The 14,188-nt window shown below is 71.4% G+C and carries 11 protein-coding genes and 1 pseudogene; 10 read left to right on the top strand and 2 right to left on the bottom strand.

What is annotated here, in order from left to right; genetic code table 11:
• Positions 1 to 8: 8 nt before the first annotated feature.
• Positions 9 to 1,643, bottom strand: coding sequence for a DUF349 domain-containing protein (locus QE392_RS11340; RefSeq protein WP_307451741.1), 1,635 nt, complete (start codon positions 1,641 to 1,643; stop codon positions 9 to 11).
• 81 nt (positions 1,644 to 1,724) lie between these two features.
• Complete coding sequence (locus QE392_RS11335; protein ID WP_307451739.1) at positions 1,725 to 2,021, bottom strand: dioxygenase; 297 nt, start codon at positions 2,019 to 2,021, stop codon at positions 1,725 to 1,727.
• Between the two features lie 125 nt (positions 2,022 to 2,146).
• Here QE392_RS11335 and QE392_RS11330 point away from each other — a divergent pair, with 125 nt between their 5' ends.
• The 10 genes and pseudogenes from QE392_RS11330 (at position 2,147) to aroB (ending at position 13,461) form a co-directional block, all read left to right on the top strand.
• Complete coding sequence (locus QE392_RS11330; protein ID WP_307451737.1) at positions 2,147 to 3,544, top strand: replication-associated recombination protein A; 1,398 nt, start codon at positions 2,147 to 2,149, stop codon at positions 3,542 to 3,544.
• Positions 3,545 to 3,729: 185 nt separating this feature from the next.
• Positions 3,730 to 4,359 carry a 30S ribosomal protein S4 gene (gene rpsD, locus QE392_RS11325; RefSeq protein ID WP_013586600.1) on the top strand — a complete coding sequence of 210 codons (630 nt, stop codon included), beginning with the start codon at positions 3,730 to 3,732 and terminating at the stop codon, positions 4,357 to 4,359.
• Positions 4,360 to 4,654: 295 nt separating this feature from the next.
• A complete protein-coding gene (locus tag QE392_RS11320; protein WP_307451735.1) occupies positions 4,655 to 4,942 on the top strand; it encodes an ATPase in 288 nt (95 codons plus the stop codon).
• 64 nt (positions 4,943 to 5,006) lie between these two features.
• Positions 5,007 to 7,677 (top strand): annotated as a pseudogene (gene alaS, locus QE392_RS11315) (alanine--tRNA ligase).
• Positions 7,674 to 8,147 carry a Holliday junction resolvase RuvX gene (gene ruvX, locus QE392_RS11310; protein WP_307451733.1) on the top strand — a complete coding sequence of 158 codons (474 nt, stop codon included), beginning with the start codon at positions 7,674 to 7,676 and terminating at the stop codon, positions 8,145 to 8,147. Before alaS ends, ruvX begins: the two are co-directional and overlap by 4 nt.
• Position 8,148: 1 nt before the next feature.
• Positions 8,149 to 9,798: an endolytic transglycosylase MltG gene (gene mltG, locus QE392_RS11305; protein ID WP_307451731.1), complete on the top strand. Its 1,650-nt coding sequence runs from the start codon at positions 8,149 to 8,151 to the stop codon at positions 9,796 to 9,798.
• Positions 9,792 to 10,628, top strand: a complete 837-nt coding sequence (locus QE392_RS11300; RefSeq protein ID WP_307451729.1) for a shikimate dehydrogenase — start codon at positions 9,792 to 9,794, stop codon at positions 10,626 to 10,628. Before mltG ends, QE392_RS11300 begins: the two co-directional genes overlap by 7 nt.
• A gap of 4 nt (positions 10,629 to 10,632) precedes the next feature.
• The gene (gene aroC / locus QE392_RS11295; RefSeq protein ID WP_307451727.1) at positions 10,633 to 11,859 is read left to right on the top strand and encodes a chorismate synthase; all 1,227 of its coding nucleotides are present in this window, start codon (positions 10,633 to 10,635) and stop codon (positions 11,857 to 11,859) included.
• Entirely contained in the window at positions 11,846 to 12,388 is a 543-nt protein-coding gene (locus QE392_RS11290) for a shikimate kinase (RefSeq protein ID WP_307451725.1), read from the top strand. The genes aroC and QE392_RS11290 overlap by 14 nt, the downstream gene beginning before the upstream one ends.
• Positions 12,385 to 13,461, top strand: a complete 1,077-nt coding sequence (gene aroB / locus QE392_RS11285; protein WP_307451723.1) for a 3-dehydroquinate synthase — start codon at positions 12,385 to 12,387, stop codon at positions 13,459 to 13,461. Before QE392_RS11290 ends, aroB begins: the two co-directional genes overlap by 4 nt.
• Positions 13,462 to 14,188: the final 727 nt, after the last annotated feature.

Raw genomic sequence — 14,188 nt, 5'->3', positions numbered from 1 at the left:
GAACGCGGTCAGCCGCCGAGGGCGCGCAGCCAGGTGCGGCGCGCCTCGAGAGCCTCGGCGGCCTGGGCCGCCGCGCGCTTGTCGCCGCGCGCCTCGGCCGCGGCGACCTCCGCCTCGAGCTTGTCGATGGCGTCGGTGAGCTGTCGCGTCATGTCGTTGGCGCGAGCCTTCTGCTCCGGGTCGTTGCGCTTCCAGTCGGCGTCTTCGCGCGTGCGCACGCTCTGCTCGATCTTGCGCAGCTCGTCGTCGAGGGCCCGCTCCTTGTCGCGCGGGAAGATGCGTCCGATCTCGTCCCACTGGCGCTGGATGGCGGTGAGCTTCTGGCGGGCGGTCGCGAGGTTCTTCTCGTCGACGATCGGCGCGGCCTCTTCGAGGAGCACGCGCTTCTGCTCGATCTTCTCTTTCGACGCCTCGTTCTCGGCGGACTCGCGCTCGATGCGTGCGCCGTAGAGAGCGTCACCGGCGGCCTTGAACCGCGCCCACAGCGCGTCGTCGACCTTGCGACCGGCTCGTCCCGACGCCTTCCACGCGTCGAGCAGGTCGCGGTACGCACCGATGCCGTCCTCGCCGCGCGGGGCGAGCGCCTCGGCACGCTCGACGAGGCGGGTCTTCGCCTCACGGGCGGCCTTGTGCGTCTCATCCAGCGACGAGAAGAACTCGCGGCGGTGGCGGTCGACCGTGGCACGGGCGTCGCGGAACCGGCGCCACAGCTGCTGGGCGGTCGACTTCGACAGGCGCGGGCCGTTCTGCTGGTGCGCCTGCCAGCGGTCGAAGAGGGCTGCCATGTCGGCGGTCATCTGCTTCCACTGCACCGTCTGCGGGTCGCGCGCGGCGAGAGCCTCGGCTTCTTCGACGATGGCGGTGCGCTCGCGCACGGCCTCTTCGCTCGCCTGCTTGGCGGCGACCGCCTCGGACTCGCTCGCCTCGGCGAGCTCCGCGGTGAGGGCGTCGACGCGGGCGACGAGGGCAGCCAGATCACCCACGGCTGCGGCGCCGACGAGCTTGCCACGCAGGCTCTGCGCGGTCGAACGCAGATCGGATGCCGACGCACCGCCGCGGCGGTGACGGGTCTCGATCAGCGTCACCTCACCGGCCAGGTCGGCGAACTTGCGCTGGTAGTAGGCGAGCGCCTCGGCGGGGGTGCCGTCGGGGTACTGTCCGACCTCGCGCCACTCATCGCCTTCGCGAACCGAGACCGTGCCGTCGTCATCGACGCGACCCCAGGGCTGACTCGGCGTCGTCGACGCCTTCGCGCCGGGGGGCGGTCCCGGCAGGCGCGGTCCGGGGCGAGCCGACGGCTGAGCCGGGGCGGGAGCCGCGGCGGGCGCGTCCGCCGTCTCGACATCGGTGACCGTCGCGTCGGTCGGCTCGGCGTCGGAGGCGTCCGCAGTGGGCTCGGCATCCGCGATGGGCTCGGCATCCGCAGTGGGTTCGGCGTTCTCCGTGGACTCGGCGTCGGCGGCCGGCTCGGCGTCGGTCACCGCATCGGACGCGTCGGGGCCGGCGGCGTCGAGCGGAGCCGTGGCCTCGACATCGTCGTGCGAGGGGTCGATCTCGACGTCGGAAGTGGTGGGAGCGTCGACCTCGGCGTCGGTCGCGGCGTCGCGCGGGTCGGAGGTTTCGGGCGTGGAAGCGGAAGACACGGATAGCACCTCATCGCGGCAGAGCCGCCTGGGGGAGAAGGACCCTCCGAGCCTAGTACGACCCGCCCCGCCGACACAGGCTCAGGACGCGGGCGTCTCGGTGGCCTCCGGAACCGGAGTCCCGGGTGCCTCGGTCGCGGGAGCGCTCGGCGCGGGCGTCGAGGAGGGGGCCGGCTCGGGCGCGCCCGGCCCCGCGACGAAGTACGCGGTCTGCACGCCGATGGCCCCGAGGATGACGATGAGGCCGACGACGATCGCCACCGCGTTGTCGCGCGTGCGCCGGCGGCCCCGGCGCTCGTGCAACTCCACCCGCGCCTGGTGAGCCCGGGCGCGTGCCCGCTGCTCCCGCGTCTGCCGGTCTTTCCCGCGCGTCGCCACATCGACCTCCTCCGCCCGTCCGGGCCCCTCGATCCTAATGAAGCCCGCGGTGACGCCCCCGCGACGCCTCGGTGGTGCGCCGCGAGGGCGTCTGCGATGTCGGGAGCCCCGGATAGCCTGGAGAGGTGACCTCATCATCCGCGCTGTTCCAGGGTCAGACGCCGCTCGCCGTGCGCATGCGCCCTGTGAGCCTCGACGAGGTCGCGGGGCAGGGGCATCTCCTGCGCCCCGGCTCTCCGCTGGTCACGCTCGCGACGACCGATTCCTCGGCATCCGGGTCCGCCGTCTCGGTCATTTTGTGGGGCCCTCCGGGCACGGGCAAGACCACTCTCGCCCAGGCGATCGCCCGATCGTCCGGGCGCCGGTTCGTGGAGCTGTCGGCCATCACCGCCGGAGTCAAAGACGTCCGCGAGGTCATGCAAGAGGCCCTGACGCAGCGCGACCTCTACGGACAGTCGACCATCCTGTTCCTCGACGAGATCCACCGCTTCACCAAGGCGCAACAAGACGCCCTGCTCCCGGGTGTCGAGAACGGGTGGGTCGTCCTCATCGCCGCCACCACCGAGAACCCCTCGTTCTCGGTCATCTCGCCCCTGCTGTCGCGGTCGCTCCTGCTGACCCTTCGCCCCCTCGGGGACGACGACCTCGGTGCGCTGATCGATCGTGCCGTGCGCGACCCCCGCGGTCTGGCCGACCGGGTCGTGCTCGACGACGAGGCGCGTGCCGCGCTGGTCCGCCTCGCGTCCGGCGACGCACGGCGTGCGCTCACCGCCCTCGAGGCCGCGGCGTCGGTCGCCGGCGACGGAGACATCGCGCCCGCTGCACCCCTCGACGACGACGGCGGAGACGACGAGGACGCCGACCCCTCCGACCCCGGAAGCGCCACGCCGCACATCACGGCCGACCACATCGCCCAGGCCGTCGACCGCGCCCTGCTCCGATACGACCGCCAGGGCGACGAGCACTACGACGTCATCAGTGCCTTCATCAAGTCGGTGCGCGGATCCGATCCGGATGCCGCGATCCACTACCTCGCGCGCATGATCGAGGCGGGGGAGGATCCCCGCTTCATCGCACGCCGGCTCGTCATCTCGGCCGCCGAAGACATCGGCATGGCCGACCCGCAGGCGCTGCAGATCGCCGTGGCCGCCGCCGACGCCGTCGCCTTCATCGGCATGCCCGAGGGCCGCATCCCCCTGGCCGAGGCGACGGTCTACCTGGCGACGACGGCCAAGTCCAATGCCGCCTACAACGCCATCAACGCCGCGATCGCCGACGTGCGGGCGGGCGGTTTCGGACGGGTGCCTATGCACCTGCGCGACGCGCACTATCCCGGCGCCAAGCGCCTGGGCCACGGCAAGGGGTACAAGTACGCGCACGACAGCGAGATCGGCATCGTCGCCCAGCAATACCTGCCCGACGAACTGCGCGGGCGCCGGTACTACGAACCCACCACCCACGGCGCCGAGCGCGACGTGTCGGTGCGACTCGAGAAGATCCGCCGCATCCTCGACGGTACGTGAGGCGCACCGCAGCGTCACAGCCGCCTCTGGTAGCATGAATCGGCTCGAAACAGGGTTTTCGGGCATCCCCTCCTTCCAGTGATCACCTTCCGGTGCGCCCCGGCGTGCGCCCCGGTCCGGGCGGAAGGGGGCGATACGCCCGCGAGCCGCGAAAGGCGCGGCCGCGTCATCGGAAGGAGAACTTCGTGACCACGAAGTCTCAGGACCGCCGCAAGGTGCGTCTGTCGCGCGCCCTCGGCGTCGCGCTCACCCCCAAGGCCGCCCGCTACCTCGAGAAGCGTCCCTACGCTCCCGGCGAGCACGGCCGCACCAAGCGCAAGGCCGACAGCGACTACGCCGTCCGCCTGCGTGAGAAGCAGCGTCTGCGCGAGCAGTACGGCATCCGCGAGAAGCAGCTGCGCATCGCGTTCAACGAGGCCCGCCGCACCGACGGCCTGACCGGTGAGAACCTGGTCGAGCTGCTCGAGATGCGTCTGGACGCCCTCGTCGTGCGTTCGGGCTTCGCCCGCACCACCGCGCAGGCTCGCCAGCTCGTCGTGCACCGCCACATCCTGGTCGACGGCCAGCTCGTGGACCGCCCGTCGTTCCGCGTGAAGCCGGGTCAGCAGATCCACGTCAAGCCCAAGAGCGAGGGCCTCGAGCCCTTCCAGGTCGCCGCTGCCGGCGGGCACGCCGAAGTGCTGCCCCCCGTTCCGGGCTACCTCGAGGTCGACCTCTCGACGCTTCAGGCGAAGCTCGTGCGTCGTCCCAAGCGCGCCGAGGTGCCCGTCACGTGTGACGTGCAGCTCGTCGTCGAGTACTACGCCGCCCGCTGATCCCAGCGAGCACACGAAGGGCGTCGGGTTTCCCGGCGCCCTTCGTCGTTCCCGTTCCGACCTCGAGCCCCGCGCGCCGGCATCCATTCCACCCGGCCGGTGCGTTCCTCGCGGAAGTTCCGTATCCGCGCACCACTCCGACGGCCTTCTGCGAGCACGGTGCGCGAGAGCGCCCATCGCGAGGCGAGCACGGGGCCCGCTCCCGGCATCCATCGGACGCGGTTGCGCGGCGCACAAGGACCGTCGCCTACGATGAGGGATGCCGCGAACGCGGCGTCGTATCGAGGAAGAAGTGGTGACCGTGAAAAGCCTCGTCTGGTTCGCGTTGGGTATCGTCGGTGGTTTCGTCGCCGCCCACCTGGTCAACAAGGACCCCCGCGGGCAGGAGCTGTTCGCGCAGCTCGATGCGCGCATCGGCGAGTTCACCGATCACATGAGCGACGCCTACCACCAGCAGGAGACCCGCCTGTCGGAGATCATCGACGACGCCAAGGGTGTCGCCGCCTCCGCCGTCGACCGGGCCTCCGAGGCGGTCGGCGATGCCGCCGCCGCCGCGAAGACCGCCGCCACCTCGTCCGACTGACCTTCCCGGCATCCGGCCCCCGATCCCCCGGGGGCGGCCACCGTACGCGCACGAAAGACCCGCCATGAAAACCGCCGAGATCGCCCAGCGCTTCCTCGACTTCTTCGAGAAGAAGAACCACACGATCGTCCCCTCGGCCTCGCTCGTCACCGACGACCCGGCCCTGCTGTTCACCGTGGCGGGCATGGTGCCCTTCATTCCGTACCTCAGCGGCGTGGTGCCCCCGCCGTACCCGCGCGCGGCCGATGTGCAGAAGTGCATCCGCACCAACGACATCGAGGAAGTCGGCAAGACCCCGCGCCACGGCACGTTCTTCCAGATGCTCGGCAACTGGTCGTTCGGCGACTACTTCAAGGAAGACGCGATCCGCTACGCGTGGGAGTTGCTGACGGCTCCGGAGTCGGAGGGCGGGCTCGCCTTCGACCCGAAGGACCTCTGGGTCACCGTCTACGAGGAGGACGACGAGGCGCACGAGCTCTGGCGCACCGTGACGCCGCTGCCCGAGGAGCGCATCCAGCGCCTGGGGAAGGACACCAACTACTGGTCGACCGGCTTGCCCGGTCCCGCCGGCCCCTGCTCCGAGATCTTCTTCGACCGGGGTCCCGACTACGGCATCGACGGGGGACCGGCCACCGACGACGACCGCTACGTCGAGATCTGGAACCTCGTATTCATGCAGTACGAGATCACGAACGTGCGCTCGAAGTACGACTTCGACATCGTCGGCGAGCTCCCCGCCAAGAACATCGACACCGGCATGGGCCTGGAGCGCATCGCGTTCATCAAGCAGGGCGTCGACAACATGTACGAGACCGATCAGGTGCGTCCGGTGCTCGACCTGGCGGCGAAGCTGGCCGGCAAGTCCTACGGCGCCGAGTCCCACGAGGACGACGTGCGCCTGCGCATCGTCGCCGACCACGTGCGCTCGTCGCTCATGCTGCTCGCCGACGGCGTCACCCCTTCGAACGAGGGTCGCGGCTACATCCTCCGCCGCATCATGCGTCGCGCCATCCGCTCGATGCGCCTGCTGGGCGTCGAGGGCGCCACCTTCCCCGAGCTCTTCGCCGCGTCGCGCGACGCGATGAAGGAGTCGTACCCCGAGGTCGAGGCCGACTACGCGCGGCTGTCCGCGTACGCCATCGCCGAGGAGCAGACCTTCCTGCGCACCCTCGCCGCGGGCTCGGCCATCCTCGACCAGTCCGTCGCCGAGGCGAAGCAGGGTGGAGACACGACCCTCTCGGGCTCGGAGGCGTTCCTGCTGCACGACACGTACGGCTTCCCGATCGACCTGACACTCGAGATCGCCGAAGAGGCCGGGCTGACCGTCGACCGTGGCGCGTTCGACCAGCTCATGCAGGAGCAGCGCACCCCGCGCCAAGGCCGATGCGCGCGCGCGCAAGGGCGCCATCGCCGACCAGAGCGCGTACCGCGAGTTCCGTGCGCTCGGTGAGACCGTGTTCACCGGCTACACCGAACTGCAGACCGAGTCGACGGTCCTCGGCATCCTGGTTGCGGGGCAGGGCACCGACCGCGCCTCCGAAGGCCAGATCGCCGAGATCATCACCGCCGAGACCGCCCTCTACGCCGAGTCCGGCGGCCAGGTGGCCGACAAGGGTGTCATCGTCGGCCCCGGCTACGAGCTCGAGGTGCTCGACGTGCAGCGTCCGGTGCCCGGCCTCATCAGCCACACCGTCGAGGTCAGCACCGGCGAGGTATCGGTCGGCGCGCCCGCGACCACCGTGGTCGACACCCTGAACCGTCACTCCGCGCAGCAGGCGCACACGGCCACGCACCTCGTGCACGCGGCCATCCGCGACACGCTCGGCAAGACCGCCACGCAGACCGGGTCGCTCAACCGCGCCGGGTACATGCGCTTCGACTTCAGCTGGGGTTCGGCGCTGTCGCCCGAGACCCGCACCGAGATCGAAGACATCGCCAACAACGCCGTGCGCGACAATCTCGAGGTCACCACGCGCGTGATGTCACTCGACGAGGCGAAGGCGGCCGGCGCCATGGCGCTGTTCGGCGAGAAGTACGGCGACACCGTGCGCATGGTCGACATCGGCGGTCCGTGGTCGCGCGAGCTGTGCGGGGGAACGCACGTCGCGCGCAGCTCCGAGATCGGCCTGGTCAACCTCGTCGGCGAGCAGTCGGTCGGCGCGTCGAACCGCCGCGTCGAGGCGCTCGTGGGGCTCGACGCCTTCCGCGATCTCGCGGCCGAGCGCGCGATCGTCTCGCAGCTGTCGACCTCGCTCAAGACGCCCCGCGAGCAGCTCACGACGCGGATCTCGGAGTTGGCCGCGAGTCTGAAGGCCGCCGAGAAGAAGATCGCCGCCTTCGAGGCGCAGGCCCTGGCGGGCCGACTGCCGCAGCTGGTGGAATCCGCCGTCGCCGTGGGCGCCGTCCGTGTCGTCGCGCAGTCGCTCGGCGAAGGCGCCACCGCCGACGACGTGCGCTCGCTCGCGCTGCAGGTCCGCGACCGCCTCGGATCCGACCCCGCGGTCGTCGCCCTCGCCTCGGTCGCGGGCGGCCGCGCCACGGTCGTCGTGGTCACGAACGACGCCGCCCGCGATCGTGGTCTCGCGGCCGGGAGCCTGGCCAAGACCGCCGCCGGCGTGCTCGGCGGCGGCGGCGGCGGACGACCCGACGTGGCACAGGGCGGGGGAACGGATGCCGCGGCTCTGCCGCAGGCGCTCGAGGGCATCGTCTCCGACGTTCGGGCGACCACCGCGTGACGGCGTTCCGGCGCGGCATCCGGTTCGGGATCGACGTGGGACGCGCCCGCGTGGGCGTGGCGCGGTCGGACCCCGACGGGGTGCTCGCCGTTCCCGTAGAGACGGTGCCGCGCAAAGGCGAGCCGGTTCGGCGCATCGCCGCCCTCGCCGCGGAGTACGAGGCGTTCGAGGTGCTCGTCGGACTGCCGCTGAACCTGCGGGGCGAGGATACGCCGTCGACGACCGACGCCCGTCGGTTCGCGGAGGCTCTCGCCGCGGCGCTGCCCGTGCCCGTCCGGCTCGTGGACGAGCGTCTCAGCACGGTGTCGGCGCACGGCGTGCTGCGAGAGGCAGGGCGTTCCCAGCGGGATTCTCGTAGCATTGTGGACCAGGTCGCCGCTGTCGTGCTGCTGCAGCAGGCGCTTGACGTGGAGCGACAGTCCGGTGAGCCGGCCGGACCCGCCGTATCACCGGGACAGGAGCCCGCCTGACATGCCCGACAACACCCCGCCCGAGAACGACCCGTTCGCCGACCTGTACGGCCGCCTTCCCGACCCCCGGGGGAGTGCGCGTGCCGGCGAGGCCCCGCCGTCGCGTCGCGCTGCGCGTGAGGCGCGGCGTGCCGAGACCGCAGCCGCGGACGGCACCGGCACTCCGCCCTCGCCGCGCTTCGACGCCGCGCGGCGCGCGCCCGAAGAGGTGCCGCCACGGCGAACGGCCGACGCTGATACGCCCGGGGCAGCAGCTCCCGCGCCCATGGCGTCGGAGCCTTCCGCCCCGGCCACGCCGGAAGTGCCGCTGCGCGCGGACACGGGGCGCGATGACGCCTCGGCCCGCACCACCCCCGCCTCGGCGCCGGCGCAGCGCCGTGATGGCGGCGCATCGCGCGAGACCGAGACCCGCCCCGCGCGGGAACCCGCGCTCGTCGGAGCGGGTGCCGCTGCCGCCGGAGCCTCGGCATCCGGGAACGCGATGGCGTCCGGATCGCTCGAGCAGCTCTTCACCGGCCAGACCACCACGCACGACATCGGCTTCGCGGCGCCGCAGCCGTCGCGCAAGCGCCGACGCGTGGGCGGCTGGATCGCCCTGGGTGTCGTCCTGCTCCTCGTCGGAGGCATCGCCGGCGGCGGGATGGCGCTGTGGAACACCTACGGGGAGCGGGTGCAGGCATTCTTCGGCGGCGACGAGCCCGTCGAGTACGAAGCCGGCCAGGCCACGGGCGAGACCCGCGTGACGATCGTCGCCGGCGACACGGGCGCATCGGTCTCGCCGAAGATGTTCGAAGCCGGCGTGACCAAGGCGGCGGACTCGCTGTACAAGTACATGGTGGACAACTCCGTCGTCTTCACCTTCCAGCCGGGCGTCTACAAGCTGCAGCAGCAGATGACCTCGGAGGCCGCATTGGCGGCCCTGCGCCTGCCGGAGAACCGTTTGAACTACTCGGTGCAGCTGCGGGAGGGGCTCACGCTCGCGCAGTCGCTCGACCTGATCTCGGAGCAGCTGGGAATCGCGCGCACAGTCCTCGATGCGGCGGTCGCCGATCCGTCGCAGTACGGCGTACCGGCATCGACGCTCGAGGGATGGATCTTCCCGGCCACCTACGACTTCGACGAGGGCGTGACCGCGCAGCAGGTCATCGACACGATGGTCAGGCGCACCGTGCAGTCGCTCGACGCGGCCGGTGTGCCCGAGAGCGACCGCGGACGCATCCTCATCATCGCCTCGATCATCGAACGCGAAGCCCGCAGCAGCGATGACTTCTACAAGGTCTCGCGCGTGATCGAGAATCGCCTGCAGCCGAGCAACCAGGAGACGTTCGGCAAGCTCGAGATGGACTCGACCGTGCAGTACGGCGCGGGAGAGATGGCGAGCGGCTCGGTCAGCACGTCCGAGGAGGCGCGCAACAGCGACAACCCGTGGAACACGTACATGTACCCGGGTCTGCCGATCGGCCCCATCGCCAACTCGGGCGATCTCGCCATCGACGCCGCGATGCACCCCGCCGACGGCCCCTGGCTGTACTTCGTCACCGTCAACCTCGACACCGGCGAGACGGTCTTCACCTCGACGTACAGCGAGCACCTGGCGGCCGTCGAGCAGTGGCGCGCCTGGTGCGCCGACAACCCAAACTCGGGATGCTAACCGGCTCCACCCGCCTGGCCGTCTGGGGCGACCCGATCGCGCATTCGCGGTCGCCCCGGCTGCACGCGGCGGCGTACGGCGTGCTCGGACTCGAGTGGGAGTACGTCCGACGACAGGTGGTCGAGGCGGAGTTCGTCGGCGCGTTGAAGGGACTGGATGCCACCTGGCGCGGCCTCTCGCTCACGATGCCGCTGAAGCAGGTCGCCGCACGTACCGCGGTCACTCTGGACGATGACGCCCGTCTCACCGGCGCGGTGAACACGCTGCTGCTCACCGCCGACGGGCCGCGGGGCTTCAACACCGATGTCGGCGGTCTCGCCCGGGCGCTCGACGAGATCGGCGTCCGCCGCCCCAATGTCATCCGCGTGCTGGGTGCCGGAGCGACCGCCACCTCGGCCGTCGTCGCCGCTGCCCGCGCGGGAGCGCGGACGGTCGACGTGCGTGCGCGGCGGGTGGAGGCAGCCCAGGCGCTCGGTGCGCTGGGCACGACACTCGGCGTGGACGTCCGAACCGGCCCGCTCTCCGACGAGGAGTTCGCGCCCGTGGATGCAACGATCGCGGCTCTGCCCGGCGGAACGGATCTCGGCGCGGTCGCGGAGGCCCTGGCATCCGCATCCGGCTCGCTCGTCGACGTCGTGTACGGCGGATGGCCGACACCGCTCGCCCAGGCGTGGGTGCGCGCGGGCGTCGATGCCCACCACGGCCTGGGGATGCTGCTGCACCAGGCCCTGCTGCAAGTGCGGGTGTTCGTCGGGGGAGACCCCGCGCTGCCGCTGGAGCGCGAGGATGCCGTCCTGGCCGCAATGCGCGCCGCGCTCGTGGGAGACTAGACGAATGCTTCGCGTTCTCACGGCCGGCGAGTCCCACGGCCCCGAACTGATCGCCCTCATGGAGGGGATGCCGGCCGGCGTCCCCGTTTCGTCCGCGCAGATCCGCGCCGAGCTCGCGCGTCGTCGCCTGGGTTACGGGCGCGGCTCGCGCATGAAGTTCGAAGAAGACGAACTGACGCTATCGACCGGCATCGTGCACGGCTTCACCATCGGCAGCCCCATCGCGCTTCGCATCGGCAACACCGAATGGCCGAAGTGGACCGAGGTCATGAGCCCCGAGCCCGTCGAGCTGTCCGACCGCTCGCGCGGCCGCGGTGCCGCGCTGACACGTCCGCGGCCCGGTCACGCCGACCTGGTCGGCATGCAGAAGTACGGTTTCGACGAGGCGCGTCCGATCCTCGAGCGCGCGTCCGCCCGCGAGACGGCGGCGCGCGTCGCCCTGGGCGCGATCGCGCGCTCGTTCCTGGGTGAGCTCGGCATCCGTCTGGTGAGCCACACGCTCTCGATCGGTCCCGTGCGCGTTCCCGACGACGCGGCGTTCCCGACCCCCGACGACGTCGACCGCCTCGACGCCGATCCGCTGCGCTGCTTCCACGCCGAGACGAGCGCCGCCATGGTGGCCGAGGTCGACGACGCCAAGAGGTCGGGCGACACGCTCGGCGGTGTCGTCGAGGTGCTCGCCTACGGCCTTCCGCCGGGACTCGGCTCCCACGTGCAGTGGGACCGCCGACTGGATGCCAAGCTCGCGCAGGCGCTCATGAGCATCCAGGCCATCAAGGGCGTCGAGGTCGGCGACGGCTTCCTCACCACGACGCGCCGCGGTTCGCAGGCGCACGACGAACTGTTCGCGACCGAGGACGGCATCACGCGCTCGTCCGACCGCGCGGGCGGCACCGAGGGCGGCATGTCGACCGGCACGGTCCTGCGCGTGCGCGCGGGCATGAAGCCCATCGCCACCATCCCGAAGGCCCTGCGTACCGTCGACGTCGCCACCGGTGACACCGCCGCCGCCCACCATCAGCGCTCCGACGTGTGCGCCGTGCCCGCCGCGGGCGTCGTCGCCGAGGCCATGGTCGCCGTGACCCTCGCCGACGCCGTGCTGGAGAAGTTCGGCGGCGACAACATCGCCGAGACCCGGCGCAACCTCGAGACCTACCTCGCGCACCTGCCCGAGACGCTGCGCACGACCGACGCGTCCGACGCGGCGCTGCTCGCGCATGACCTCGCCTGACGCCGCGCACGCGGATTCCGCCGTCGTGCTCATCGGACCGATGGGCGCGGGCAAGACGAGCGTCGGGCGTCGCGTGGCGCGGGCCCTCGAGGCGCCGTTCAGCGACACCGACAAGATCGTCGTGCGCGACCACGGACCCATCCGCGACCTCTTCCTCGCCCACGGCGAGGCGCACTTCCGCGCCATCGAGCGCGAGGCCGTGGTCGAAGCCCTCGCGCGCGGCGGCGTCGTGGCGCTCGGCGGCGGCGCGGTGCTCGACCCGCTGACGCGCGAACGACTGCGCGCGCACCGCGTCGTGCTGCTGACCGTGGCGTCGCACGTCGTGGCATCCCGTATCCACGGCGACGAGCGACCGCTGCTCGGCGGCGAAGACCCCGTGGCGCGGTGGCAGCGCATCTTCGACGAGCGCCGGCCCGTCTACGAGCAGACCGCCGACATCGCCTTCGACACCTCATCGGGCCCCCTCGCGCGGGTCGTCGACGACATCGTGGCCTGGGCACGCCGTGTGCCGGCCGGAGAGACGGCATGACCGACACCACCACCATCAGCGTCGCCGGCGACTCCGGCTACGACATCACGATCGGCCGCGGGCTTCTCGCAACCCTCGGCGACGTGCTGCCCGCCTCGGCCCAGAAGGTGCTGGTGGTGCACCCGCCCACCCTGGCGAAGCAGGCCGAGCAGCTGCGCGCCCAGCTGATGGGCGATCGTCAGGTGCTGCTCGCCGAGATTCCGGATGCCGAGGCCGGCAAGCGCGTGGAGGTCGCGGCGTTCTGCTGGCAGGTGATGGGCCAGGCCGATTTCACCCGCACCGATGCGGTGATCGGCTTCGGCGGGGGAGCGGTCACCGACCTCGCCGGCTTCGTCGCGGCCACCTGGCTGCGGGGCGTCGCCCTCGTGCAGGTGCCGACGACCGTGCTGGGCATGGTGGATGCCGCCGTCGGCGGCAAGACCGGCATCAACACCGCCGAGGGCAAGAACCTCGTGGGTGCCTTCTGGCCGCCGCTCGCCGTCGTGTGCGATCTCGACCTGCTCGACACGCTGTCGAAGAACGAAGCCACCGCCGGGTTCGCCGAGGTGGTCAAGGCGGGCTTCATCTGGCATCCGGAGATCCTCGATCTCATCGAGGCCGACCCGGAGGGGATCGTCGACCCGCGCGGCGACGCGTTCCGCCGCTGCATCGAGCTCGCGATCGACATGAAGGCGCGCGTCGTGGGGGAGGACCTGCGCGAGGCGGGCCTGCGCGAGGTGCTCAACTACGGCCACACCCTGGGCCACGCGATCGAGCACGCCGAGCGGTACCGCTGGCGCCACGGCGCCGCGATCTCGGTCGGGATGGTCTTCGCCGCCGAGTTGTCGCGCCTGGCGGGGCGCCTGTCGGACGACGTCGCGCAGCGCCACCGCACCGTGCTCGAGTCGCTGGGCCTTCCGACCACCTACCGCGCGGGCGCCTTCCAGACGCTCAAGGCGACGATGCAGCGCGACAAGAAGAGCCGCGGCAGCATGCTGCGCTTCATCGTGCTCGACGACCTCGCGCGCCCGACGGTGCTGCAGGCGCCGGACGAGTCGCTGCTGTTCGCGGCGTACCAGGAGGTCGGTGCGTAAGTCGCGCGCCGTCCCGACTCGGCTTCGTCTGCGCGGTGACTTCGCCCACACGTACGCTCAGGAAACCCCGCAACGTACATCCGCGGCGCGTTCGCGAGGTGCGGAAGAGGCGTCGCCCACCCCAACGCTGACTTCGCCCGAATGTACGCCCGAGATGCCCGACGGCGCACATTCGCCGCACGTCAACGAGGCACGGAAGAGGCCTCGCCCACCCCAACGCTGACTTCGCCCGAATGCACGCCCGAGGTGCCCGACGGCGTACATTCGCCGCACGTCAACGACGCGCGGAAGAGCCGTCGCCCACCCCAACGCTGACTTCGCCCGAATGTACGCCCGAGGTGCCCGGTGGCGTGCATTCGCCGCAAGTCAACGAGGCGCGGGAGAGCCGTCGGGCCCTACGGTGACTTCGCCCGAATGTACGCGCGAAGTGCCCGACGGCGTACATTCGCCGCACGTCAACGACGCGCGGGAGAGCCGTCGCCCACCCCAACGGTGACTTCGCCCAAATGTACGCGCGAGGTGCCCGACGGCGTACATTCGCCGCACGTCAACGACGCGCGGAAGAGCCGTCGCCCGCCCCAACGGTGACTTCGCCCGAATGTACGCGCGAGGTGCCCGCCGACGTACATTCGCCGCAAGTCAACGAGGCACGGAAGAGGCCTCGCCCGCCCCAACGGTGACTTCGCCCGAATGTACGCCCGAGGTGCCCGGCGGCGTACATTCGCCG

The organism is Microbacterium proteolyticum (assembly GCF_030818075.1).
Taxonomy (GTDB): domain Bacteria; phylum Actinomycetota; class Actinomycetes; order Actinomycetales; family Microbacteriaceae; genus Microbacterium; species Microbacterium proteolyticum_A.
This window is presented reverse-complemented; position numbering and strand designations above follow the sequence as displayed.